Here is a 23,689-nt window from a genome sequence, read left to right as displayed (position 1 = left end):
CCGATGGGCGAACGATCCGGTACCGCGGAGTGGTCGACGGCGACCGGGGTGTGCTCCGGTTCCCCCGTCGTCCGCCCGCGCGGTGGGTGTCGCGGCGTCCCGCGCGGCGGGCCGTCCGCGTACCGCGGGCGCCCGGACGGGACCGGCGACGCGGCGAGCGTGGGTGCCGGGTGTCGTGACGTGGACGGCGGACCCGGAGCGGGCCCCGGCATGGGGTGCGCCCCGATGAGCGCGCCGGCCGGAGCGCTCGGGGCGTTCCTCTCCCGGCGGTCGACCGTCGGCGGCGCGTCCGCACTGGTTCCGCAGGTCCTGCTCGGCCTCGTCTGCGGCGGGTACGCGGTGGGGGCCGCCCTCGGCTGGGGTTCCTCGGAACTGGCACTCTTCATGGGGGACTTCGGCCTCAGCGCCGCCGCGCTGATCGCGGCCGTCTCCTGCTTTCTCTACGCGCGGTCCGCCGGCGACCGGCTCCGGCCCGCCTGGCTGCTGTTCTCGGTCTCCTCGTTCATGGCCGCCGGGGGCAACGCGGTCTGGGGCTGGTACGAGGTGGTGCTCGGGCGCTCGGTGCCCAGCCCCTCCCTCGCCGATGTCTTCTTCCTCTGCTTCGCCCCTCCCGCCATCGTCGGGCTGCTCGTCCTCGCCAAACGCCCCGTCACCAGGGCCGGCTGGGTCTGTCTCGCCCTGGACTCCTGGCTGATCGGCGGCTCTCTGCTCACGCTCTCCTGGAGCCTCGCCCTCGCCCACACCGCCCATCTCGTGGACGCCGAGGGGGCGAGCGTCGCCCGCGCGGCGCTCTCGCTGGCCTACCCGCTGCTCGACATCGTGCTGGTCTCCATGGTGCTGGCCCTGCACTTCCGGCGGTCCAACGCCAACCGCTCCGCGGTGAACACCGCCATCGTCGCCCTCGCCCTGACGGTCCTGTGCGACGCCCTGTTCACCTCCCCGCTGCTGCGCCAGAGCTACCACTCCGGCCAGCTGCTGGACGCAGGCTGGTTCGGCGGTTCCCTGCTCCTCGCGTACGCGCCCTGGGGCGCCCACAGCGCGACGGACGACGCTCTCCCGCTGCGCGACGCGCACCGCCCCACCAGCCGCCCCATCGCGGGATCGCTGGCCGCGCTGACGCCGTATCTCGCCGCCGCCGTCTGTACCCTCGGCATTCTCTACAACGTCATCGAGGGTCGCCGAGTGGACCGCGTCGTGGTCTTCACCGGCTGCACGGTGGTGCTCGCCCTGGTCGTCCGGCAGGGCATCATGCTTGTCGACAACATCGCCCTCACCCAGGAACTGGCGCAGAAGGAGAACCACTTCCGCTCCCTGGTGCAGGGGTCCAGCGACGTCATCATGATCGCTGCCCCGACCGGCGTCCTGCGATACGTGAGCCCCGCCGCCGCCGGGGTGTACGGGCGTGACGCCGACGACCTGGTCGGCGCCGAACTCGCCTCGATCATCCACCCCGAGGACCTGGGACGAGTGGTCCACGAGCTGCGCCGGTTCCTCGCCGCCCCTCCGGGCGAGGAACCCGCCACCCGGATCGAGTGCCGCTTCAGATCCGGTACGGGGGACTGGCTCAACGTCGAATCCACGGTCAACCGCCACCAGGGCGGGCTGATCCTCAACAGCCGCGATGTCACCGAACGGGTGCGGCTGCAGGCGCAGTTGCAGCACAACGCCGAGCACGACCCGCTCACCGACCTGCCCAATCGCGCCCTGTTCACCCAGCGGGTCCGCCAGGCCCTCGGAGGCCGCCGCTCCGGCGACCCCGGCACCGCTGTGCTCTTCATCGACCTCGACGGCTTCAAGGCGGTCAACGACCGCCTCGGCCACCAGGCGGGCGACGAGCTCCTCATCCAGGCCGCCCGCCGCCTCCACGAGTCCGTGCGAGCCGGTGACACCGCTGCCCGCCTCGGCGGGGACGAATTCGCGGCCATCATCCTCGGCGACGGCACCCGTGACCAGTCCGCCCGGGAATGCCAGGTCCACGAGATCGCCGACCGGCTGCGCCTCACCCTCTCCCAGCCGTACCGCATCAGCGCCGGTGAGGTCCGGGTCGCCGCGTCCATCGGGGTCGCCTTCGCCGAACCCGGCATCACCCCCAGCGACCTCATGCGCAACGCCGATCTCGCCATGTACCGCGCCAAGGCGGGCGGCAAGGACCGCGTCGAGCTGTACGCCCCGCAGATGCAGGCCGAAGTCGTCCGTCGCTCCGAGCTGGCGGCCCGGCTGCGCACCGCCCTGCGCGACGGTGAGTTCGCCCTGCTCCATCAGCCCGTGGTGCATCTTGCCAGTGGCACCGTCGTCGCCGTCGCCGCGCAGGCCCGCTGGCGTTCGGCGCAGGGGATTCTGTTCACCCCGGCCGAATTCCTCCGCGTCGCCGAGGACAGCGACCGCACCGCCGAGCTCGGCCGCTGGCTCCTCGAAGAGGCCGTCGAGCAGGCCGCCGACCGGGCCAGGGCCGGGCACCCGGTCTCCGTCGCCGTGCGGCTCTCCGCCCGCAGGCTCCTCGACAAGGGGATGCCGTTCGGTTCCATCGAAGCGCTGCTGACCCGGCACAGCCTGCCCTCCGGTGCCCTGATGATCGAGGTGTCCGACAGCGACCCCCGGATCCCCTTCGACGAACTCGAACAGCGCCTCGTCGCGCTCCGCCGACTCGGCGTCCGTATCGCGCTCGACGGCTTCGGCAGCGGCTACGCGGCGATCAACGCCCTGCGTCGGCTCCCCATCGACGTGCTGAAGCTGGATCGCGGTCTCGTCGAGGGAGTCGTGGAATCCGCCCGACTGCACAAGATCACCAGCGGCCTCCTGCGCATCGCCTGCGACCTCGGCATGCAGTCCGTGGCCGACGGGGTCGACGTACCGGAGCAGGTCCTCGCGCTGCGCGCCATGGGCTGTACGCACGGCCAGGGAATGGCCTTCTCCGGGCCGCTCGACGAGTACCGGCTGCGCCGTGCCCTGGCCCGGGGCGAGTTCCCGGTGCCCGGCAGCACCACCGCCCAGCCGGTGCTGGCCGGTGGCTCGACCTCCCTTCTCAGCGGCTCACATTCTGAGACGCCCGTCCCACCCACTTGACACGCCGCGTGCGTCGGAGAGAGGGTCATTGCCATGCGCACCCGAATTCTCGTACTTGGAAAGCGCGTCGGCTGAAGCTGAGTCCCTCATAGACACTCTGCAGACCACTCCGACGCGCTCCCCTCGCTTGCCTCACGGCACGAGGGGTTTTTTGTTGCACTGGAACCACGCAAAACGTCGCAAAACACCCGCAAGAACCCTCAGCTTCGAGAAGAGAATGCCGATGACCGAGCAGGCCACCGGGGCCCACCATCCCCAGCCGCGGGCCCGTAACGGCGGATCGTCCGCCGCCACCGTTGAGCACGTCACGGGTGCGCAGTCCCTCATCCGGTCTCTTGAGGAAGTGGGTGCCGACACGGTATTCGGCATTCCCGGCGGCGCCATCCTTCCGGCGTACGACCCGATGATGGACTCCACCCGGGTCCGTCATGTGCTGGTCCGCCACGAGCAGGGCGCGGGACACGCCGCCACCGGCTACGCGCAGGCCACCGGCAAGGTCGGCGTCTGCATGGCGACTTCGGGCCCCGGCGCCACCAACCTGGTCACGCCCATCGCCGACGCCCACATGGACTCCGTCCCGCTGGTCGCGATCACCGGCCAGGTCGCCTCCAAGGCCATCGGCACGGACGCCTTCCAGGAAGCCGACATCTGCGGCATCACCATGCCGGTCACCAAGCACAACTTCCTGGTCACCAAGGCCGAGGACATCCCGCACACCATCGCCGAGGCCTTCCACATCGCCTCCACCGGCCGTCCGGGCCCCGTCCTCGTCGACATCGCCAAGGACGCCCTCCAGGCGCAGACCACGTTCAGCTGGCCGCCCACCCAGGACCTGCCCGGCTACCGCCCGGTCACCAAGCCGCACGCCAAGCAGATCCGTGAAGCCGCCAAGCTGATCACCCAGGCCAGGCGCCCGGTGCTCTACGTCGGCGGCGGAGTCATCAAGGCGGGGGCCACCGCCGAACTGAAGGTCCTCGCCGAGCTCACCGGAGCGCCCGTCACCACCACACTGATGGCGCTCGGCGCATTCCCCGACAGCCACCCGCTGCACGTCGGAATGCCGGGCATGCACGGTGCGGTCACCGCCGTCACCGCGCTGCAGAAGGCCGACCTGATCGTCGCCCTCGGAGCCCGCTTCGACGACCGCGTCACCGGCAAGCTGGACAGCTTCGCCCCGTACGCCAAGATCGTCCACGCCGACATCGACCCGGCGGAGATCGGCAAGAACCGCGCCGCCGACGTTCCGATCGTGGGCGATGCCCGCGAGGTCCTGGCCGATCTGGTCCAGGCCGTCCAGGCCGAGCACAACGACGGTCACATCGGTGAGGCCGCCCGAACGGGATACGAAGCCTGGTGGAAGGACCTCAACCGCTGGCGCGACACCTACCCGCTCGGCTACGACCTCCCCGAGGACGGCAGCCTCTCGCCGCAGCAGGTCATCCAACGCATCGGACAGCTCGCCCCCGAGGGCACGATCTTCGCGGCGGGCGTCGGCCAGCACCAGATGTGGGCCTCGCACTTCATCCAGTACGAGCAGCCCGCCACCTGGCTGAACTCCGGCGGTGCCGGAACGATGGGCTACGCGGTCCCGGCCGCGATGGGCGCCAAGGCCGGCATGCCGGACCGCACGGTCTGGGCGATCGACGGCGACGGCTGCTTCCAGATGACCAACCAGGAACTCACCACCTGCGCGCTCAACAACATCCCGATCAAGGTCGCCATCATCAACAACGGCGCGCTCGGGATGGTCCGCCAGTGGCAGACCCTGTTCTACAACCAGCGGTACTCCAACACCGTGCTGCACTCCGGTGCCGACACCGAGGGCGTCCCGGCGAAGGGCACCCGCGTCCCCGACTTCGTCAAGCTGTCCGAGGCCATGGGCTGCCACGCGATCCGCTGCGAGGACCCGGCCGAGCTGGACAAGGTCATCGAAGAGGCCAACTCCATCAACGACCGCCCCGTCGTGATCGACTTCATCGTCCACGAGGACGCCATGGTGTGGCCGATGGTCGCCGCAGGCACCTCCAACGACGAGGTCATGGCCGCCCGCGGGGTCCGCCCCGACTTCGGCGACAACGAAGACGACTGAGAGACAGAGAGAGACCGACTCCATGTCCACCAAGCACACGCTCTCCGTCCTGGTCGAGAACAAGCCCGGTGTCCTCGCCCGGATCACCGCGCTGTTCTCCCGCCGCGGCTTCAACATCGACTCGCTCGCGGTCGGTACCACCGAACACCCCGACATCTCGCGCATCACCATCGTCGTCAGTGTCGAGGACCTGCCTCTTGAGCAGGTGACCAAGCAGCTCAACAAGCTGGTGAACGTCCTCAAGATCGTCGAACTGGAGCCGACCGCTGCGATCCAGCGTGAGCTCGTCCTGGTGAAGGTCCGCGCAGACAACGAGACCCGCTCCCAGATCGTCGAGATCGTCCAGCTGTTCCGCGCCAAGACCGTGGACGTCTCCCCGGAGGCCGTCACGATCGAGGCGACCGGCGGCGCCGACAAACTGGAGGCCATGCTCAAGATGCTGGAGCAGTACGGCATCAAGGAGCTGGTCCAGTCCGGCACCATCGCCATAGGGCGCGGCGCGCGCTCGATCACCGACCGTTCGCTGCGCGCCCTCGACCGCACGGCCTAGGCCCGCGCGGCCCGGCCCCGCACGGGCCCGGCCCGCTGCCGTGGCACCGTGGCGCCGCCCCCTCGCCGCCCGTATGGCGAGACCCGAAAACGCATCTCAGGCACCCCGCCGTACGGTGGGACGCAACACCTGCACACCAAGGAGAGACCCAGTGGCCGAGCTGTTCTACGACGACGATGCCGACCTGTCCATCATCCAGGGCCGCAAGGTCGCGGTCATCGGATACGGCAGCCAGGGCCACGCCCACGCGCTGTCGCTGCGTGACTCGGGTGTCGACGTCCGTGTCGGTCTGCACGAGGGCTCCAAGTCGAAGGCCAAGGCCGAGGAGCAGGGCCTGCGCGTGGTGACCCCGTCCGAGGCCGCGGCCGAGGCCGACGTCATCATGATCCTCGTCCCGGACCCGATCCAGGCCCAGGTCTACGAGGAGTCCATCAAGGACAACCTCAAGGACGGCGACGCGCTGTTCTTCGGCCACGGCCTGAACATCCGCTTCGACTTCATCAAGCCGCCGGCGGGCGTCGACGTCTGCATGGTCGCCCCGAAGGGTCCGGGCCACCTGGTCCGCCGTCAGTACGAGGAGGGCCGCGGCGTTCCCTGCATCGTGGCCGTCGAGCAGGACGCCTCGGGCAACGGTCTGGCGCTCGCCCTGTCGTACGCGAAGGGCATCGGCGGCACCCGCGCCGGCGTCATCAAGACGACCTTCACCGAGGAGACCGAGACCGACCTCTTCGGTGAGCAGGCCGTGCTCTGCGGTGGCACCGCCGCTCTGGTCAAGGCCGGTTTCGAGACCCTGACCGAGGCCGGTTACCAGCCGGAGATCGCGTACTTCGAGTGCCTGCACGAGCTGAAGCTCATCGTGGACCTCATGTACGAGGGCGGCCTGGAGAAGATGCGCTGGTCCATCTCGGAGACCGCCGAGTGGGGCGACTACGTCACCGGCCCGCGGATCATCACGGACGCCACCAAGGCCGAGATGAAGAAGGTCCTCGCGGAGATCCAGGACGGCACCTTCGCCAAGAACTGGATGGCCGAGTACCACAACGGTCTGCCCAAGTACAACGAGTACAAGAAGGCGGACAGCGACCACCTCCTGGAGACCACCGGCCGCGAGCTGCGCAAGCTCATGAGCTGGGTCAACGACGAGGACGCGTAACACCGACGCCCCCGGGGGCGGGTCCGAGGACCTGCCCCGGGGGCGTTTTCCTTCACCGCTGGAAGAGGCGGCGCCGTACGTGTGTACAAGTCGTCCACCCCCGTGTGGGTGATCCTTCCATCGGGGCGCAGTATGCGCCCTGGCGCATGACTACACTTCTCCACACATACACGCGTCAGGCCCACAGTGTCGTGCGTCTTCCACGCGGCAAGCCCCTCCACCGCCTGCGGCCGTCGGGACGGCCGTCCGCACTGGACCTGTGAGGACTCACGTGAGCTCGAAACCTGTCGTACTCATCGCTGAAGAGCTGTCGCCTGCCACGGTTGACGCCCTGGGTCCGGATTTCGAAATCCGGCACTGCAACGGCGCGGACCGCGCCGAACTCCTCCCCGCGATCGCCGACGTCGACGCCATCCTGGTGCGCTCCGCCACCAAGGTCGACGCCGAGGCCGTCGCCGCCGCGAAGAAGCTCAAGGTCGTCGCCCGCGCGGGCGTCGGTCTGGACAACGTCGACGTCTCCGCCGCCACCAAGGCCGGCGTGATGGTCGTCAACGCACCGACGTCCAACATCGTCACCGCCGCCGAGCTGGCCTGCGGTCTCCTGGTCGCCACCGCGCGCAACATCCCGCAGGCCAACACCGCCCTCAAGAACGGTGAGTGGAAGCGCTCCAAGTACACCGGCGTCGAGCTGAGCGAGAAGACCCTCGGCGTCGTCGGCCTCGGCCGCATCGGTGTCCTGGTCGCGCAGCGCATGTCGGCCTTCGGTATGAAGATCGTCGCGTACGACCCCTATGTGCAGCCCGCGCGCGCCGCCCAGATGGGCGTCAAGCTGCTCGCGCTGGACGAGCTGCTGGAGGTCGCCGACTTCATCACCGTGCACCTGCCCAAGACCCCCGAGACGATCGGCCTGATCGGCCACGAGGCGCTGCACAAGGTGAAGCCCTCGGTGCGTATCGTCAACGCCGCGCGCGGTGGCATCGTCGACGAGGAGGCGCTCGCCTCCGCCCTCAAGGAGGGCCGGGTCGCCGGCGCCGGACTCGACGTGTACGCGAAGGAGCCCTGCACGGACTCCCCGCTGTTCGAGTTCGACCAGGTGGTCTGCACCCCGCACCTCGGCGCCTCCACCGACGAGGCCCAGGAGAAAGCGGGCATCGCGGTCGCCAAGTCCGTACGGCTGGCCCTCGCCGGTGAGCTGGTGCCGGACGCGGTCAACGTCCAGGGCGGCGTGATCGCCGAGGACGTGCGTCCGGGCCTGCCGCTCGCCGAGAAGCTCGGCCGGATCTTCACCGCGCTCGCGGGCGAGGTCGCGGTCCGCCTCGACGTCGAGGTGTACGGCGAGATCACCCAGCACGACGTCAAGGTGCTCGAACTCTCCGCGCTCAAGGGCGTCTTCGAGGACGTCGTCGACGAGACCGTGTCCTATGTCAACGCGCCGCTCTTCGCGCAGGAGCGCGGTGTCGAGGTCCGCCTCACGACCAGCTCCGAGTCGCCGGACCACCGCAATATGGTCACCGTGCGCGGCACGCTCTCGGGCGGCGAGGAGATCTCGGTCTCCGGCACGCTCGCCGGGCCCAAGCACCTCCAGAAGATCGTTGCCGTCGGCGAGTACGACGTGGACCTGGCGCTGGCCGACCACATGGTGGTGCTGCGTTACGAGGACCGTCCCGGTGTCGTCGGCACGGTCGGCCGGATTCTCGGCGAGGCCGGTCTGAACATCGCGGGCATGCAGGTCTCGCGGACGGGCGCGGGCGGCGAGGCCCTGGTGGTGCTCACCGTCGACGACGACGTCCCGTCGTCGGTGCTCGCCGAGATCTCCACGGAGATCGGTGCCGCGTCGGCCCGCACGGTGAACCTGACCGACTGACGGCCTTCTGGCCTCGGGTACCCGGTATCTAGACGTACGTTTTACACAAACGTCTGTGTGCCGGGTACGCTGCTTTCCATGGGACACCGTGAGGATCTGCTCGAAGGAGCCAAGCGCTGCCTGCTGGACAAGGGGTACGCCCGGACGACCGCCCGTGACATCGTGGCCGCCTCCGGTACGAATCTCGCCTCCATCGGCTACCACTACGGTTCGAAGGAGGCCCTGCTCAATCTCGCCTTCCTCAAGGTGACGGAGGAGTGGGGCGATGTGCTCACCGAGCAGCCGGACGAGGTCGCGGAAGCCGACGGCGGGCCCCGGTCGCCATTGGACCAGTTCCGCGACACCTGGGAGCGGGTGATCGAGAGCTATGAGCAGACCCGTTCCGTCTGGCAGCTCCAGATGGAGGTCGTCTCCCGGATCGACCAGGACCCCGAGCTGAAGAAGGCCCTGGTGGGCCCGCAGCGCGAGGGCCGTGACGGGCTCGCCGAGAACATGCTCGGCATCGACCCGGAGACGGACCCGGAGAAGGCGCGGGTGGCGGGGCTGTTCTGCCAGGCGCTGCTCGCCGGGGTGATGGTGCAGTGGCTGATGGACAGTGATTCGGCACCTTCCGCCCAGGACCTGACGGACGGGCTGAAGGCGGTCCTTGAGGGGCGGGTGCGGTAGCGGGGGCGGATACGGGCAGGGTCTGGGACGTCGTGACCCGTGCCACGGCGGCGGGCACCTGCGAGTGACATGGCCCGTCCACCCCGTGGCCGCGCCGGAGTACGCGGTCTCGGGGGAGGCGCGCCGGGTCAGAGCCGCGCGCCCTTGAGTGCCATGTGCAGCAGCAGCCGGTCCTCGCCGTCGTTCAGATCGAGGCCGGTGAGCCGCTCGACCCGGGAGAGCCGGTAGTAGAGCGTCTGGCGATGGATGCCGAGCGCGGCGGCCGTCCGGGACGCCTGGCCCGCGCAGTCGAGGAACACCTCGGCGGTGCGGGCCAGATCCCTGTGCGAAGGGGTGAGCAGGGCGCGGACCGCGGGGTCGGCGTGCGCCTGGGCGGGCAGAGCGGTCAGCATCCGGTACGGGCCGATCGCCGACCACTCGGTGACCGGCCCGAAGCGGGCCTCGGCCGCCGCCGCGCGGGCCGCGGCCGACGCCTCGTGCCAGGCCCCGGCCAGGTCCGTCAGCCCCCGCCGGGGCACCGCGACCCCGGCGGTGGCGTCCCGGCCCGCGCCGGCACGCAGCCGGTCCGCGGCGCTGAGCGCCGGGTCGAGGACATCGGTGGAGCGCAGCCGGATCAGCGCGGCCAGCGAGGGGGCCCCGGTCGCCTCCGGAGCGGGGACCGAGGACAGGGCGGCCGCCGCCGACACCGTGCGGACCGACGGCGGATCGTCCGGCCACGGGGTCACGCACACCACCGTGTGCAGCCCCTCCGCGTCCCGGCCCAGCGCCTCCTGCAGCGCGGCCACCGCCATGTCGCGCTGCCAGCCCCGCCCGGCGGTGAGGACCGCGCCGAACTCCCGGGACAGATCCGTGCTCGCCCGCGCCTCGTCGGAGAGCAGCCCCCCGATCCGGGCCGCCACCTCCATCGCCGCCGCCAGCTGCTCGTCCGTCGGACCGGGGTCCGCGTCGAGCAGCCACACGTAACCGAGCACGACACCCCGATGGCGCACCGGCAGACAGATCCGACCCCGGTACACCCCTGCCTCGGGGGCGGCCGGAATACGGACCGGGCCGGTGGCGCGGGCGATGCCGAAGCCCTCGAACCAGGCGCGGACCGCGGGCGTTGAGCGCCGGGTCAGGATCGAGCGGGTGCGGACCGGGTCCATCGCCGTGTCGTCGTCGCTGTCGTGCGCACCGAAGGCGACCAGGCCGAAATCCCGGTTCTCCAGCGTCGCGGGGGCGCCGAGCAGCCCGGAGATCTCGTCGACCAGCTCCTGGTAATCGCCCTTCACCCGGTCATTCTCGCACCCCTTCAGACATATGTCTGAGAACCCGGGAACGGATGCGTGACAGCTGTCGATGGCACACGATCGGAGGGATCCTTAGATTTCACGGTGGTTCTCCGTGCTGTACCGCCTTGTTCCCCCCTCTGCCGGTACGGCCTTCGTTCGTACTTTCCGTGGAGGTGCCCCGTGCTGGGTCCCGTGATTCTCGCCGCGTCCCGCAGCGACAGGATGCGCCGTTTCGTCTCGGCCGCACCTGGCACCAAGCAGGTCGTCGACCGGTTCATCGCCGGTGAGACCGTCGACCAGGTCGTCCGGGTCATCGAGGACGCCGCCGACAAGGGTCTCGAAGTCACCCTCGACGTGGTCGGCGAGGACATCACCACCCCCGAGCAGGCCGCCGCCGCCCGCGACGCCTACCTCGAACTGGTCGACCGTCTCAAGGACCTGGGCCTGGGCACCAGGGCCGAGATGTCCGTCAAGCTCTCGATGTTCGGCCAGTCGCTGGACATCGAAGGGAGCGAGCCCGAAGGGCTCTCGGCCAAGGGCGGTGGCGGGTGGCGGGCGGGACACGAGCTGGCGCTCGCCAACGTCCGCCCCGTCGTCGAGGCCGCCGCCGCGATCGGCACCACGGTCACGCTGGACGCCGAGGACCACACCACCCTCGACTCGATGTTCGCCATCCACGAGGAGCTGCGGAAGGACTTCCCGCAGACCGGCTGCGTGATCCAGGCCTACCTGTTCCGCACCGAGGAGGACGCCCGCCGCCTGGCCGCCGCCGGCAGCCGCGTCCGCATCGTGAAGGGCGCCTACAAGGAGCCCGCCTCCGTCGCGTACCAGGACAAGGCCGAGATCGACAAGGCGTACGTCCGCATCCTGAAGACCCTGATGGAGGGCGAGGGCTACCCGATGATCGGGTCGCACGATCCGCGGCTGATCGCCATCTCCCAGGAGCTGGCCCGCAAGGCAGGGCGCAAGCTGGACGAGTACGAGTTCCAGATGCTGTACGGCATCCGCAGCGACGAGCACGTCCGGCTCGCGGCCGAGGGCCACCGGATGCGCGTCTACACGGCATACGGCACCGACTGGTACGGCTACTTCATGCGCCGTCTCGCGGAGAAGCCGGCGAACCTGCTGTTCTTCGGCCGCTCCATCCTCACCAAGGGCTGACCTGCCCGGCTGACCCCCACCCCCTGACACAAGGAGACAAGGCACTCATGGACGCTGTGACCCAGGTCCCCGCGCCGGTCAACGAGCCGGTCCACTCCTACGCCCCGGGCTCCCCGGAGCGCGCCCGCCTGGAGGCGAAGCTCAAGGAGCTCAGCCAGAACCCGATCGACCTTCCGATGACCATCGGCGGCGAGAAGCGGATGGGCGGCGGCGAGCGCTTCGACGTCGTGCAGCCGCACAACCACAAGGCCGTCATCGGTACGTTCGCCGCCGCCACGCAGCAGGACGCCCAGGACGCGATCGACGCCGCGCTGGCCGCCGCCCCGGCCTGGCGCGCGATGTCCTTCGACGACCGCGCCGCGATCATCCTGCGCGCCGCCGAGCTGCTGTCCGGCCCCTGGCGCGAGACGCTGGCCGCGTCCACGATGCTCGGCCAGTCGAAGACCGCCCAGCAGGCCGAGATCGACACCCCCTGCGAACTCGTCGACTTCTGGCGCTTCAATGTGCACTACGCGCGCCAGATCCTCGCCGAGCAGCCCCCGGCCAACTCGCCGGGCGTGTGGAACCGCATGGACCACCGCCCGCTGGAGGGCTTCGTCTACGCGATCACGCCGTTCAACTTCACGGCCATCGCGGGCAACCTGCCCACCGCGCCCGCCCTCATGGGCAACGTCGTGGTGTGGAAGCCGTCCCCGACGCAGACCCACGCCGCCGTGCTGCTGATGCAGCTCCTGGAAGAGGCGGGCCTGCCCAAGGGCGTCATCAACCTGGTGACGGGCGACGGCATCGCCGTCTCCGAGGTGGCCCTGAACCACCGCGACCTGGCCGGTATCCACTTCACCGGCTCGACCCCCACCTTCCAGCACCTGTGGAAGACGGTCGGCAACAACATCGCCAACTACCGCACCTACCCGCGGCTCGTCGGCGAGACCGGCGGCAAGGACTTCGTCGTCGCCCACCCGTCGGCCGACCACGCCGTCCTGAAGACCGCGCTGACCCGTGGCTCCTTCGAGTTCCAGGGCCAGAAGTGCTCGGCCTCGTCCCGCGCGTACGTCCCGGCCTCCATCTGGAACTCCGGTTTCAAGGAGAAGTTCGCCGCCGAGGTCGACTCCATCGCCATGGGTGACGTCACCGACCTGTCGAACTTCATCGGAGCCGTCATCGACGAGCGCTCGTTCGCCAAGAACAAGGCCGCGATCGACCGCGCCACGTCGGACCCGTCCTGCACGATCATCGCGGGCGGCACGTACGACGACTCGGTGGGCTACTTCGTCCGTCCGACCGTCATCGAGTGCACCGACGCCTCGAACGAGGTCTTCACGACCGAGTACTTCGGCCCGATCCTCGCCGTGCACGTCTACGAGGACGACAAGTACGACGAGATGCTGGAGCAGATGGAGTCGGTCTCCGACTACGCGCTGACCGGTTCCGTCATCGCGGGCGACCGCGCCGCGGCCGCGCACACCATGGAGAAGCTGCGGTACGCCGCGGGCAACTTCTACATCAACGACAAGTCGACCGGCGCCGTCGTCGGCCAGCAGCCCTTCGGCGGCGGCCGTGCCTCGGGTACCAACGACAAGGCCGGCGCCCCGCAGAACCTGCAGCGCTGGACCCTGACCCGGGCCATCAAGGAGACGCTGGTTCCGCCGACCGACTACACCTACCCCCACCAGGGCTGAGCCCTCCGGGGCGCCGCATCCCGGCGCCCCGCCACGAGTCCCGCCTCCCGCCCGGTTCCCCTGCCGGCCGGGAGGCGGTTTCCATCCGGACCGGCGCCCGGACCGGCGGGTTCAGATCTCCACGAGCACCTGGTCCAGGGACTTCCGTACCAGGCCGGGTACCTCGCAGTCGTCCGCCGGATACCCGACCGGGATCACCGCGAACGCCTTCTCGTTCTCCGGGCGGTCCAGCACCTCCCGCAGGAACCGCATCGGGCTCGGCGTATGGATCAGCGCGGCCAGGCCCGCCAGGTGCAGGGCCGAGAGCAGCATCCCGACCGCGATCCCGACGGACTCGTCGACGTAGTAGTGCTTGCGCCGGGTGCCGTCCTCGCCCATCCAGTACCGCTGCTGGAACACCACGACGAGGGCCGGGGCATCCGTCATGTGCGCCTTGACGGAATCCGTGCCCAGCGGCCGCAGCGCCGCCAGCCACTCCTCGCCGAGCCTGCCGTCGTAACTGATCCGCTCCTCGTGCTCGGCCGCCTCCCGGATGCGCCGCCGCACCTCGGGGTCCTTGACCAGGACGAACGTCCACGGCTGCTGATGGGCGCCGGACGGGGCGGTCGCGGCGCAGGCGATCGCGTCCTTCACGACCTGCTCCGGCACGGGATCCGCGGAGAACCGGCGTACGGTTCTGCGCTCGTCCATCCGCCGCCGCAACTCCGCGGAACGGGAAAGGGACTCATCGGCCGGGGCCCGCTCGGGACGGTAGGGGACCGGCCGGTACGGCTCTCCATGGGTGGGGGTCCACCGCGGGGGCAGGGCTGTGGTGTCAGACATGTCGGCAGTGTGGCGCCGACGGCAGGTCCGGACCAGGGGTTCGCCGGACAGAATCGGCGCTCCCGGCCGGTCGGTGTCCGCAGAGCGGGCAGGTCATGGGCCCGGGAGCGGGAGCCCGGGAGCGAGGAGGCCGTCGCAGGGGCCGACTCCCGTGCGGCGCACGGCCCCCGGCGCGTGACGGGTACGGGCCCCACCCCGGCGGCCGTGGTGTCCGGGAGGATGGTGCGCATGACCGAGCCGATCGACCCGATCCTGCGCACCACGCACACCCACCGCCTGACCCCCGCCGACCTCGATGAGATCCGCGCCCTCCTGGACACCGCTTTCGAGGGGGAGTTCAGCGCCGACGACTGGGACCACGCCCTCGGCGGCATCCACGCCCTCGTACGGGACGACAGCGGGCTCCTCGCGCACGGCAGCGTCGTCCAGCGCCGGGTGATCCACGAGGACCGCTCGTACCGGGTCGGCTACGTGGAGGCCGTGGCCGTCCGCGCCGACCGGCGCCGGGAGGGGCTCGGCGGGCGGGTGATGGCCGCGCTGGAACAGGTCGTCGACGGGGCGTACGTCTTCGGGGCCCTGTCCGCGTCGGCCGCAGGGGCGGCGCTGTACGCGGGACGCGGCTGGCAGGTGTGGCCGGGACGGATCGCCGTGCAGGGAAGGCACGGGGTGGAGATGCTGCCGGACGAGGAGGGCAGCACCTATGTCCGCGGTGGGGCCGGCCGCGCACTGCCCCGGGTGTCCGGGACCCTGGTCTTCGACTGGCGGGACGGGGACGTGCTCTGAGCGGAGCCCGCCCATCGCCGGAGCCCGCACCCCGGCGTCCCGCGACCCCCTCCTCGGCGGCCGCCTTGGACTGCGCGTACGCACCCCACGTCGGGCCGCCGGGCACCGTGGCGTCGTCCTCCGGAGCGGCCTGCCGCGCCCCGTACCGTACGCGAGATCGGTGCTGACCCGGACCGAACCTGGGAACCGCGGGCGGTCGGCCGTAAACCTCCGTCTCAGATAGTAGGAAGTCCGAGTAATTGTGGAGACAGACCGGCCGGACTGCCTTAGCTTTGTAGAAGCCGAACGTCTCGCTAGATCCAGCGACTGGCGGTCGTGAGCGCGCGCCCCGTGCAGGCAACCCCTGCGGCGCCCGCTTCCCGCCCCTTCCGGCGCCTCGAAATCCCGATCTCGAAATCACTTTCACGGTTTTTCGATCTCGAAATCCTCGCGATCTCAAGGAGTCGATCCACCATGGCCGAGACGACTGTCCGCCGCGTCCGTCACACCCACCGCCCGACCCAGTCGGAGCGACAGAAAGCCGCCGCCGCCCTGCAGCGGGCCCTCGACCGCCGGGACAACGGCGGCTCCACGGGCCACTGAGACGGGTCGCCCGTACGGTGTGTCGGTACGAGCCGCCCGTACGAGCCACCGAGAGACCGGCGGCCCGCCCCGATCGGCCGCCGGGCCGGTCGGGGGGACCGGCCCGGGGATCACCGCTCCGCCGGGCCTCGGCGGGCTTCAGCAGGCGCTCAGCCGCGGCTGATCTCGAAGTGGTCGATCCGTTCGCCCGACTCGGCGAGCGCGGTGACCTTCATCCGGGCGTGCCGGCCGGGCTCCACCTCCACCGCAAGGAACGAGAAGCCGGTGTAGCGCACCCGCGACCACTCCACGGTCTCGCTCGCCCTCCCGCCGCCCTTGACCACGTGGTACGTGGCCACGCCGTCCTGGTCCCTCACGTGCCCCTCGTAGCTGTCCGGCGCCGGGAAGTCGTACAGCGCCTTGCCCGCGCCGCCCGCCGTGACGTACACGATGCCGTCCCGCGTCGGGTCGGTGCGCTCGCCGATCGGCACCTTGCGCTGCACCGCGTTCTTCAGGATCGCGTCGGTGCGCTCGTACACATGGTTGTGGCCGTTGATGACCAGGTCCACCCGGTGCTTCTCGAAGAGCGGCACCCAGGCGTCGCGCACTCCGCCGTCCGAGGCGTGCGCGTTGGTCGTCGAGAAGGCGCAGTGGTGGAAGAAGACCACGACGAAGTCGATGTCGTGACGGGCTCTCAGCTCACCGAGGCGCCGGTCCAGCCAGCGCGTCTGCCGGCCGTCGCTGATGCCGAAGTTGGCCGGGATCTCGTACGAGACGTCGTTGGCGTCGAGGGCGACGACCCCCACGTTGCCGTGCACGAACGAGTACGCACCGGGCTGGTTCACCGGGTCCGGGCCGTTGTCGGGCAGCGTCCAGCGCGCGTTCTGGCCGCCGTAGCCGTCCGGTGAGTACCACGCCTCCATGTCGTGGTTGCCGGTGGTCACCATCCACGGCACGGTCTTCGACACGGTCTCCGTCTGTGCCAGGAACTGGTCCCAGGTGCGGGCGTCGTAGCTGTCGGTGCTCTGCCCGGAGCCGGACGGGTCGGCGTAGCAGATGTCACCGGCGTGCAGATGGAACGCCGGGTTCTGACCGAGGATCAACTGGTCGTTGCCCAGTGCGTGGTAGCTGACGCCCTGGTCGCCGAAGGCGGTGAAAGTGAAGGGCTCGGCGCGCGAGGGCGCGGTGGTGAAGGTGCCGAGCGTGCCCAGGTTGCGCGTGTCGGCGGGGTCGAAGCCGTCGTGGCCGACGCCGTAGTAGTACGTCGTGCCGGGCCGCAGCCGCTCCAGGCTCGCGTGCAGGTAGAACTGCTCGGCCGCCGCGATCTTCCCCCCGTTCAGTTCGGGCGTGGTGAGGTGGCGCACCTCCGCGTCGATCCGGCGGCTCAGCGCCCACGGCTCCAGGCCGATGCGGATGTACGGTCGCTTCACCGCGAACGGGACCTGCCAGGAGACCGTCATCTGCGTCTTCGGGTCGGCCCCGTACGCAAGGTGCCGGCCGAACGGCGCCACCAGCGCGCCGTCCACCTGGGTGGAGGTGCGACGCGAGGTGAGGACGGTGCCGGTGGCGTAGGCGGGCGAGGCGGCGAGAGAGGTGCCGAGACCGGCACCGGCGACGGCCGCGGTCGCCACGCCCGTACGGAGCGCGCCACGCCGGGTCAGCCGGGTACGCAGATATTCGTGCTGCTCGGCCATGCTCATGCGGCCGGCGAGCTTCTCGGGAATTCCGAATCGGGGGATGTCCATGGAGCAGAACATCCACCCGCCGCCCTACGCCGTCCCGTCGAGTGGGTGAACGGTACACGTACAGCTCCCCATGCGTCCGTATGGTGGACGTGACGTGTCATGGGGTGGGACGCGCAGTATGGTGCGGACATGTCTCGCAGCATCAATCTCGCAGTGATCCCCGGTGACGGTATCGGCCAGGAGGTCGTGGCCCAGGGCCTCAAGGTCCTCAACGCTGTTCTCCCGCAGGATGTGAAGCTGGAGACCAAGGAGTACGACCTCGGCGCCCGGCGCTGGCACCGTACTGGCGAAACCCTTCCGGACGCGGAGCTGGCAGCCCTCAAGGGCCACGACGCCATCCTGCTCGGCGCGATCGGTGACCCCTCCGTGCCCTCCGGTGTCTTGGAGCGCGGGCTCCTGCTGAAGCTGCGGTTCGCCTTCGACCACTTCATCAACCTGCGGCCGTCGAAGCTGTTCCCGAACACCGCGACCCCGCTGGCCGGCCGCCCGGACATCGACTTCGTCGTCGTCCGCGAGGGCACCGAGGGCCCGTACACCGGCAACGGCGGTTCGCTGCGCACCGGTACGCCGGCCGAGGTCGCCACCGAGGTCAGCGTGAATACCGCGTACGGTGTCGAGCGCGTCGTCCGTGACGCCTTCGAGCGGGCGAACTCCCGCCCGCGCAAGAAGCTGACGCTGGTTCACAAGAACAACGTCCTCGTGTACGCGGGCCACATGTGGAAGAACATCTTCGACCGGGTCGCGACCGAGTATCCCGAGGTCACCACCGACTATCTGCACGTCGACGCCGCGACGATCTTCTTCGTCACCCAGCCGGAGCGCTTCGACGTCATCGTCACCGACAACCTCTTCGGTGACATCCTCACCGACCTCGCCGCTGCCGTGACCGGCGGCATCGGCCTGGCCGCGTCCGGCAACATCAATCCGACGGGCACCTTCCCGTCGATGTTCGAGCCGGTCCACGGCTCTGCCCCCGACATCGCGGGCCAGGGCAAGGCCGACCCGACCGCCACGGTTCTCTCCGTCGCCCTCCTGCTGCGCCACCTCGGCTACGAGGCCGAGGCCGTGCGCATCGAGGACGCCGTCTCCGCCGACCTCGCGGAGCGCGACGGACGGACGACTCGTACGACCGATCAGATCGGCGACGCGCTCGCGGTACGAGTAGCGAGCTGACCCGACGACTCCGTTTCGAAGCCGCCGGGTCGCAACCGCACCCGGCGGCTTCTCCTGTGCGGCCCCGGGTGCAACCATCGACCACGGACCGCATTCGCGTCATTTCGTGCACGGCCCCCCGGGAGCGATAATCGAACGGGGCCGTCGCTCGCACTGAAGCTCGGACGTCCTAGCACCTGCCCGGCAGGAGCGGCGCGAGCGCGGTCCAACACACACAACGTGAAGGACACGCACTCATGACGACGCCCACGATCGAGCTCAAGCCCTCCTCGAATCCGCTGTCCGACGCGGAGCGCGAGGCAATCCTGGTCAAGCCCGGATTCGGCCGCTACTTCACCGATCACATGGTGACGATCAAGTGGACCGAAGGCCGCGGCTGGCACGACGCCCAGCTCGTCCCGTACGCACCGCTGTCGATCGACCCCGCCAACATGACCCTGCACTACGCGCAGGAGATCTTCGAGGGCCTCAAGGCCTACCGCCAGCCCGACGGCTCGGTCGCCACGTTCCGTCCCGAGGCCAACGCCAAGCGCTTCCAGGCATCCGCGCACCGGCTCGCCATGCCGGAACTGCCCGTCGAGACGTTCATCGCGGCCTGTGACGCGCTCGTCCAGCAGGACAAGGCGTGGGTTCCGACGCACGGCGGCGAGGAGTCGCTCTACCTGCGCCCGTTCATGATCGCGACCGAGGTCGGTCTCGGGGTGAAGCCCGCCAACGAGTACCTGTTCCTGGTGATCGCCTCGCCCGCCGGCGCGTACTTCCCCGGTGGCGTCAAGCCGGTCTCGATCTGGCTCTCGGAGGACCGGGTGCGGGCCGTCCCCGGCGGCATGGGCGATGCCAAGACCGGCGGCAACTACGCCGCGTCCCTGCTCGCCCAGGCCGAGGCCACCGCGAAGGGCTGCGACCAGGTCGCGTACCTCGACGCGGTCGAGCACAAGTGGGTCGAGGAGCTCGGCGGGATGAACCTGTACTTCGTGTACGGGAACAAGATCATCACCCCGGCCCTGACCGGCTCGCTGCTCGCCGGCGTCACCCGTGACTCGCTGCTCAAGGTCGCCCGCGACCTCGGCTACGAGTCCGAGGAGGGCCGTGTCTCGATCGACCAGTGGCGGGCCGACACCGAGAACGGCACCCTCACCGAGGTCTTCGCCTGCGGCACCGCCGCCGTCATCACTCCCGTCGGCACCGTCAAGTCCGCGGGCGGCGAGTGGGCCCAGAGCGACGGCATGCCCGGCGAGGTCACGATGAAGCTGCGCGAGCGCCTGCTGGACATCCAGCGCGGCGTCACCGAGGACACCCACGGCTGGATGCACCCGCTCGGCTAGTGCCGGGAGGGGTACCAGGGTCTTCAGCCCGGATCAGGCCGGGCTCGCGAGGTGCGGCACGCACGCTCGCTCACCGCGTCGTCATCGGTCGCCGTGATCCGAGAGAGATGCCTCGGTCCAGACGCTGTACGTACGAAGGCCGCGCCCGGCTGTTTGCCGGGCGCGGCCTTCGCGCGTCATGCGTGCGCACCGGCGGCTGCCCCCGGCCGGCCGGCACGTTGCCGGGTGCAGGAGCGCTCCGCAGGTCGGGGCGGGCGGAGGCGCCGTGGATCTTTCCTGGTATTGCTGTGCAGTCGCACACCTGCCTGTGTCCCACGGCTAGTGCTGTGACCGGGATGGTTCACCGTGGTCGGGAGACGGCTCACGGGACGAGCGCGGTCCGCGAGGCGAGTGGTATTACTGGTGCATGCAGGAAGAGACCGCGCGGTCCGCGATCGACACGTTCATCTCCGCGTTCAACGCCTCGGACGACAGCTATGTGACTGAGCTGCTCTCCCAGGCCCTGACCTCGGACGTGGTCTTCTGGGGACCGTTGGGCCGCAGTGAGGGGATCGAGGCGGTCGAGCGGTTCGTGCTGGACATCCGGCGCCACCCCGCGGGGACCGGCACGATGGTGCGCTGTTCGGCGGTGGACATGCCGGACGAGTGGGCCCGGTACCAGTGGGTCTTCACGACGCCGGACGGAGGCCCCCGCCTGGCGGGAACGGACGTCGTCCATCTGCGGCGGAGCCTCATCGACCAGGTCATCGTCTTCGCGGGGGAGATCGAGTCGTCCGCCTCCTGAGTCATTCTCCTCTGGCGGCGTCCTTCTCCTGAACCGGCCCCGTTCGGGGCTCCGGGTCTGCCCAGCCGAGATCATCTTCACCACGCTTCGGTCGTCCGCGCTTGGCTACGAGCGGACCGACGATGCGCTGTGGCTGTGTAAGTTCGCGGTTGGTCAGGCTGCGGTGTCGAGGGGGCGTCCGCCCCAAAGGTCGAAGTGCCGCGCGCCACCGGTGGCGGCCCCCGGGGCCGCCACGGCTGCGTGAGTCCGCCTACCTGATCACAGGCGGTGGCGAGATCTTCTGGGACGGCGCGGGGGTCCCCCTGCTGGTGGCCGTTATGGTCGGCGTCCTCGCGCTCGCGACGGCGGGCACCTGGCCGCTGGTCGGGCGCCGTATCGATCCAGAGCTCATCCGCCGCGACTGACCTGGGCCGGGCCGGCGCCGGCCGGACCCCGCGGGAGCGGGGGAGTTCCGGGCCGGGGTGGCGTCGCCGTGCTCTCCGGCGGCCGGTTCTCTCGCAGCTACGGCATGCGGCAGACACCGAAACGTCCTGATTGGAGCGTCACTCCAAAAATCGAACTGGCACTTTCGCATCTGTGTCGCCTCTGGTTAGAGTGCTGCTCTAAACAGGAGGTGTGCGGGCGTGCGACTGACCCCGACGGAACGTGACCGGCTGCTGCTCTTCGGTGCCGCCGAACTGGCCCGGGCCCGCCGTGCCCGGGGGCTGAAGCTCAATGTCCCCGAGGCGACCGCGCTGATCGCGGACACGGTCTGCGAGGCGGCCCGCGACGGGCGCAGGCTCGCGGAGGCCATCGAGGCCGCGCGGTCCGTGCTCGGGCCCGACGACGTGCTGCCCGGGGTCGCCGACGTCGTCACCGAGGTCCATGTGGAGGCCGTCTTCGACGACGGTTCGCGGCTCGCCGTGGTCTCCCGGCCTCTGGGCGACGGGCTCGGCGACGACGCGCCCGGTGCCGTCGTCCCCGGCCCCGCCACACCCGAGCCGGCGCCCGCGGCGCGGCTGACCGTCCACAACACGGCGACCGTCCCGGTCTCCGTCACGTCGCACTTCCACTTCTTCGAGGCCAACCCGCGGCTCGACTTCGACCGGGCCGCGGCGTACGGGATGCGGCTGTGCGTACCCGCCGGGTCCTCCGTCCGCTTCGGGCCGGGGGAGTCGGTCGAGGTCGGTCTCGTGCCCATCGGCGGTGACCGGATCGCCGTCGGGTTCGCCGGTCTGGTGGACGGGCCGCTCGACGCGCCCGGCGCACGCGAGGAGGCCCTGCGGCGCGCCGCGGCCTGTGGATATCTGGGAGCCGAGCGATGAGCATCGATCCGTACGAGTACGCCTCCGTGCACGGCCCGCGCGCCGGGGACCGGGTCAGGCTCGGTGACTCCGGGCTGACCGTCCGCGTGGAGTCCGACGCGCAGCGGTACGGCGAGGAGTTCCTCGCCGGATTCGGCAAGACCGCCCGCGACGGGCTGCACCTCAAGGCCGCGGCCGTCCGGGACACCTGCGACATCGTCATCAGCAATGTGCTGGTCATCGACGCCGTGCAGGGCATCCGCAAGGTGTCGATCGGTATCCGCGAGGGCCGGATCGCGGCCATTGGACGGGCCGGCAATCCCGACACGCTGGACGGTGTCGACGTCGTCGTCGGCACGGGGACGACCATCGTCTCCGGTGAGGGAATGATTGCGACGGCGGGCGCCGTCGACACCCATGTCCATCTGCTCTCGCCACGGATCATGGAGGCCTCGCTCGCCTCCGGCGTCACCACGATCATCGGCCAGGAGTTCGGCCCGGTCTGGGGGGTCGGCGTCAACTCGCCGTGGGCCCTGCGCCACGCCTTCAACGCCTTCGACGCCTGGCCGGTCAACATCGGCTTCCTGGGCCGCGGTTCGTCCTCCCACCAGGCCCCGCTGGTCGAGGCGCTCGCGGAGGGCGGTGCCTGCGGCTTCAAGGTCCACGAGGACATGGGCGCCCACACCCGCGCCCTGGACACCGCGCTGCGGGTCGCCGAGGACCACGACGTGCAGGTCGCCCTGCACAGCGACGGGCTGAACGAGTGCCTGTCGGTCGAGGACACCCTGCGGGTCCTGGAGGGCCGCACCATCCACGCCTTCCACATCGAGGGCTGCGGCGGCGGTCATGTCCCCAACGTCCTGAAGATGGCGGGCGTCGAGAACGTCATCGGCTCGTCCACCAATCCGACGCTGCCCTTCGGCCGGGACGCCGTCGCCGAGCACTACGGGATGATCGTCTCCGTGCACGACCTCAAGACGGACCTGCCGGGCGACGCGGCCATGGCCCGCGACCGCATCCGCGCCGGGACGATGGGCGCCGAGGACGTCCTGCACGACCTGGGTGCCATCGGCATCACCTCCTCCGACGCGCAGGGCATGGGACGGGCCGGTGAGACGGTGCGCCGCACCTTCGCGATGGCCGGGAAGATGAAGGCCGAGCTCGGCCCGATGGACGGCGACGGCCCCGCGGACGACAACGCCCGGGTGCTGCGCTACATCGCGAAGCTCACCATCAACCCCGCCATCGCCCATGGCCTCTCGCACGAGATCGGCTCCATCGAGACCGGGAAGCTCGCCGACATCGTGCTGTGGCGTCCGGAGTTCTTCGGCGCGAAACCACAGCTCGTGCTGAAGGCCGGCTTCCCGGCGTACGGAGTCACGGGCGACCCGAACGCCGCCACCGACACCTGCGAACCCCTCGTCCTCGGGCCGCAGTTCGGGGCGTACGGAGCCACCGCGGCCGATCTCTCCGTGGCCTTCGTCTCGCAGGCCGCCACCCAGCTCGGCGCCGACCGGATGCCCACGCGCCGACGGCGCGTCGGGGTGCGCGGCACCCGCGGCATCGGCCCCGGCGACCTCGTCCACAACTCCCGCACCGGAGAGGTCGCCGTGGACGCGCGCAGCGGCCTGGTCACCCTGGACGGCGATCCGCTGCGCTCCGAGCCCGCCGACTCCGTCTCCCTCAACCGCCTCTACTTCCTCTGACGCCCCCTAGG

Annotated in this window: 18 protein-coding genes; 15 read left to right on the top strand and 3 right to left on the bottom strand. The window is 70.3% G+C overall.

What is annotated here, in order from left to right:
- Nucleotides 1-225: 225 nt before the first annotated feature.
- The 6 genes from ACF1B9_RS28200 (at nucleotide 226) to ACF1B9_RS28175 (ending at nucleotide 9,385) form a co-directional block, all read left to right on the top strand.
- On the top strand, nucleotides 226-3,063 hold the full coding sequence (locus tag ACF1B9_RS28200) for a putative bifunctional diguanylate cyclase/phosphodiesterase (RefSeq protein WP_391742736.1): 2,838 nt from the start codon (nucleotides 226-228) through the stop codon (nucleotides 3,061-3,063).
- Between the two features lie 217 nt (nucleotides 3,064-3,280).
- Nucleotides 3,281-5,152 carry an acetolactate synthase large subunit gene (locus ACF1B9_RS28195; protein WP_391742738.1) on the top strand — a complete coding sequence of 624 codons (1,872 nt, stop codon included), beginning with the start codon at nucleotides 3,281-3,283 and terminating at the stop codon, nucleotides 5,150-5,152.
- A gap of 22 nt (nucleotides 5,153-5,174) precedes the next feature.
- The gene (gene ilvN / locus ACF1B9_RS28190) at nucleotides 5,175-5,702 is read left to right on the top strand and encodes an acetolactate synthase small subunit (protein WP_351080820.1); all 528 of its coding nucleotides are present in this window, start codon (nucleotides 5,175-5,177) and stop codon (nucleotides 5,700-5,702) included.
- A gap of 151 nt (nucleotides 5,703-5,853) precedes the next feature.
- The gene (gene ilvC, locus ACF1B9_RS28185) at nucleotides 5,854-6,855 is read left to right on the top strand and encodes a ketol-acid reductoisomerase (protein ID WP_361447182.1); all 1,002 of its coding nucleotides are present in this window, start codon (nucleotides 5,854-5,856) and stop codon (nucleotides 6,853-6,855) included.
- 271 nt (nucleotides 6,856-7,126) lie between these two features.
- Nucleotides 7,127-8,719: a phosphoglycerate dehydrogenase gene (gene serA / locus ACF1B9_RS28180; RefSeq protein ID WP_391742739.1), complete on the top strand. Its 1,593-nt coding sequence runs from the start codon at nucleotides 7,127-7,129 to the stop codon at nucleotides 8,717-8,719.
- Between the two features lie 78 nt (nucleotides 8,720-8,797).
- Nucleotides 8,798-9,385, top strand: a complete 588-nt coding sequence (locus ACF1B9_RS28175; RefSeq protein WP_376222143.1) for a TetR/AcrR family transcriptional regulator — start codon at nucleotides 8,798-8,800, stop codon at nucleotides 9,383-9,385.
- Nucleotides 9,386-9,513: 128 nt separating this feature from the next.
- On the opposite strand, the gene ACF1B9_RS28170 is transcribed toward ACF1B9_RS28175, so the two are convergent.
- Nucleotides 9,514-10,656, bottom strand: coding sequence for a PucR family transcriptional regulator (locus ACF1B9_RS28170; RefSeq protein ID WP_391742740.1), 1,143 nt, complete (start codon nucleotides 10,654-10,656; stop codon nucleotides 9,514-9,516).
- 180 nt (nucleotides 10,657-10,836) lie between these two features.
- Here ACF1B9_RS28170 and ACF1B9_RS28165 point away from each other — a divergent pair, with 180 nt between their 5' ends.
- Both ACF1B9_RS28165 and pruA read left to right on the top strand, forming a co-directional pair.
- A complete protein-coding gene (locus ACF1B9_RS28165) occupies nucleotides 10,837-11,817 on the top strand; it encodes a proline dehydrogenase family protein (protein WP_391742741.1) in 981 nt (326 codons plus the stop codon).
- 47 nt (nucleotides 11,818-11,864) lie between these two features.
- The gene (gene pruA, locus ACF1B9_RS28160) at nucleotides 11,865-13,496 is read left to right on the top strand and encodes an L-glutamate gamma-semialdehyde dehydrogenase (RefSeq protein ID WP_391742742.1); all 1,632 of its coding nucleotides are present in this window, start codon (nucleotides 11,865-11,867) and stop codon (nucleotides 13,494-13,496) included.
- Nucleotides 13,497-13,607: 111 nt separating this feature from the next.
- Here pruA and ACF1B9_RS28155 read toward each other — a convergent pair whose 3' ends face one another.
- Nucleotides 13,608-14,318 (bottom strand): nitroreductase family protein, encoded by a 711-nt coding sequence (locus tag ACF1B9_RS28155; protein ID WP_376222138.1) that lies wholly within the window; start codon nucleotides 14,316-14,318, stop codon nucleotides 13,608-13,610.
- A gap of 228 nt (nucleotides 14,319-14,546) precedes the next feature.
- On the opposite strand from ACF1B9_RS28155, the gene ACF1B9_RS28150 reads away from it, so the two are divergent.
- Nucleotides 14,547-15,101 (top strand): GNAT family N-acetyltransferase, encoded by a 555-nt coding sequence (locus ACF1B9_RS28150; protein WP_391742744.1) that lies wholly within the window; start codon nucleotides 14,547-14,549, stop codon nucleotides 15,099-15,101.
- Between the two features lie 453 nt (nucleotides 15,102-15,554).
- The gene (locus ACF1B9_RS28145) at nucleotides 15,555-15,683 is read left to right on the top strand and encodes a hypothetical protein (RefSeq protein ID WP_391742746.1); all 129 of its coding nucleotides are present in this window, start codon (nucleotides 15,555-15,557) and stop codon (nucleotides 15,681-15,683) included.
- Nucleotides 15,684-15,832: 149 nt separating this feature from the next.
- On the opposite strand, the gene ACF1B9_RS28140 is transcribed toward ACF1B9_RS28145, so the two are convergent.
- Nucleotides 15,833-17,407, bottom strand: coding sequence for a purple acid phosphatase family protein (locus ACF1B9_RS28140; RefSeq protein ID WP_391742747.1), 1,575 nt, complete (start codon nucleotides 17,405-17,407; stop codon nucleotides 15,833-15,835).
- Between the two features lie 129 nt (nucleotides 17,408-17,536).
- Here ACF1B9_RS28140 and ACF1B9_RS28135 point away from each other — a divergent pair, with 129 nt between their 5' ends.
- The 5 genes from ACF1B9_RS28135 (at nucleotide 17,537) to ACF1B9_RS28115 (ending at nucleotide 23,678) form a co-directional block, all read left to right on the top strand.
- A complete protein-coding gene (locus tag ACF1B9_RS28135) occupies nucleotides 17,537-18,580 on the top strand; it encodes a 3-isopropylmalate dehydrogenase (protein WP_391742748.1) in 1,044 nt (347 codons plus the stop codon).
- Nucleotides 18,581-18,816: 236 nt separating this feature from the next.
- On the top strand, nucleotides 18,817-19,905 hold the full coding sequence (locus ACF1B9_RS28130; RefSeq protein ID WP_391742749.1) for a branched-chain amino acid aminotransferase: 1,089 nt from the start codon (nucleotides 18,817-18,819) through the stop codon (nucleotides 19,903-19,905).
- Nucleotides 19,906-20,311: 406 nt separating this feature from the next.
- Nucleotides 20,312-20,689: a nuclear transport factor 2 family protein gene (locus tag ACF1B9_RS28125; RefSeq protein WP_391742750.1), complete on the top strand. Its 378-nt coding sequence runs from the start codon at nucleotides 20,312-20,314 to the stop codon at nucleotides 20,687-20,689.
- Nucleotides 20,690-21,312: 623 nt separating this feature from the next.
- Nucleotides 21,313-21,993, top strand: a complete 681-nt coding sequence (ureA, locus tag ACF1B9_RS28120; protein WP_391742751.1) for an urease subunit gamma — start codon at nucleotides 21,313-21,315, stop codon at nucleotides 21,991-21,993.
- Nucleotides 21,990-23,678: an urease subunit alpha gene (locus ACF1B9_RS28115; protein ID WP_391742752.1), complete on the top strand. Its 1,689-nt coding sequence runs from the start codon at nucleotides 21,990-21,992 to the stop codon at nucleotides 23,676-23,678. The genes ureA and ACF1B9_RS28115 overlap by 4 nt, the downstream gene beginning before the upstream one ends.
- Nucleotides 23,679-23,689: the final 11 nt, after the last annotated feature.

Origin of the sequence: Streptomyces sp. NPDC014727 (assembly GCF_043083485.1) — a bacterium.
Classification (GTDB): Bacteria; Actinomycetota; Actinomycetes; order Streptomycetales; family Streptomycetaceae; genus Streptomyces.
The sequence above is the reverse complement of the archived record's forward strand: the minus strand, read 5'-3'. Positions and strand labels throughout refer to the sequence as shown.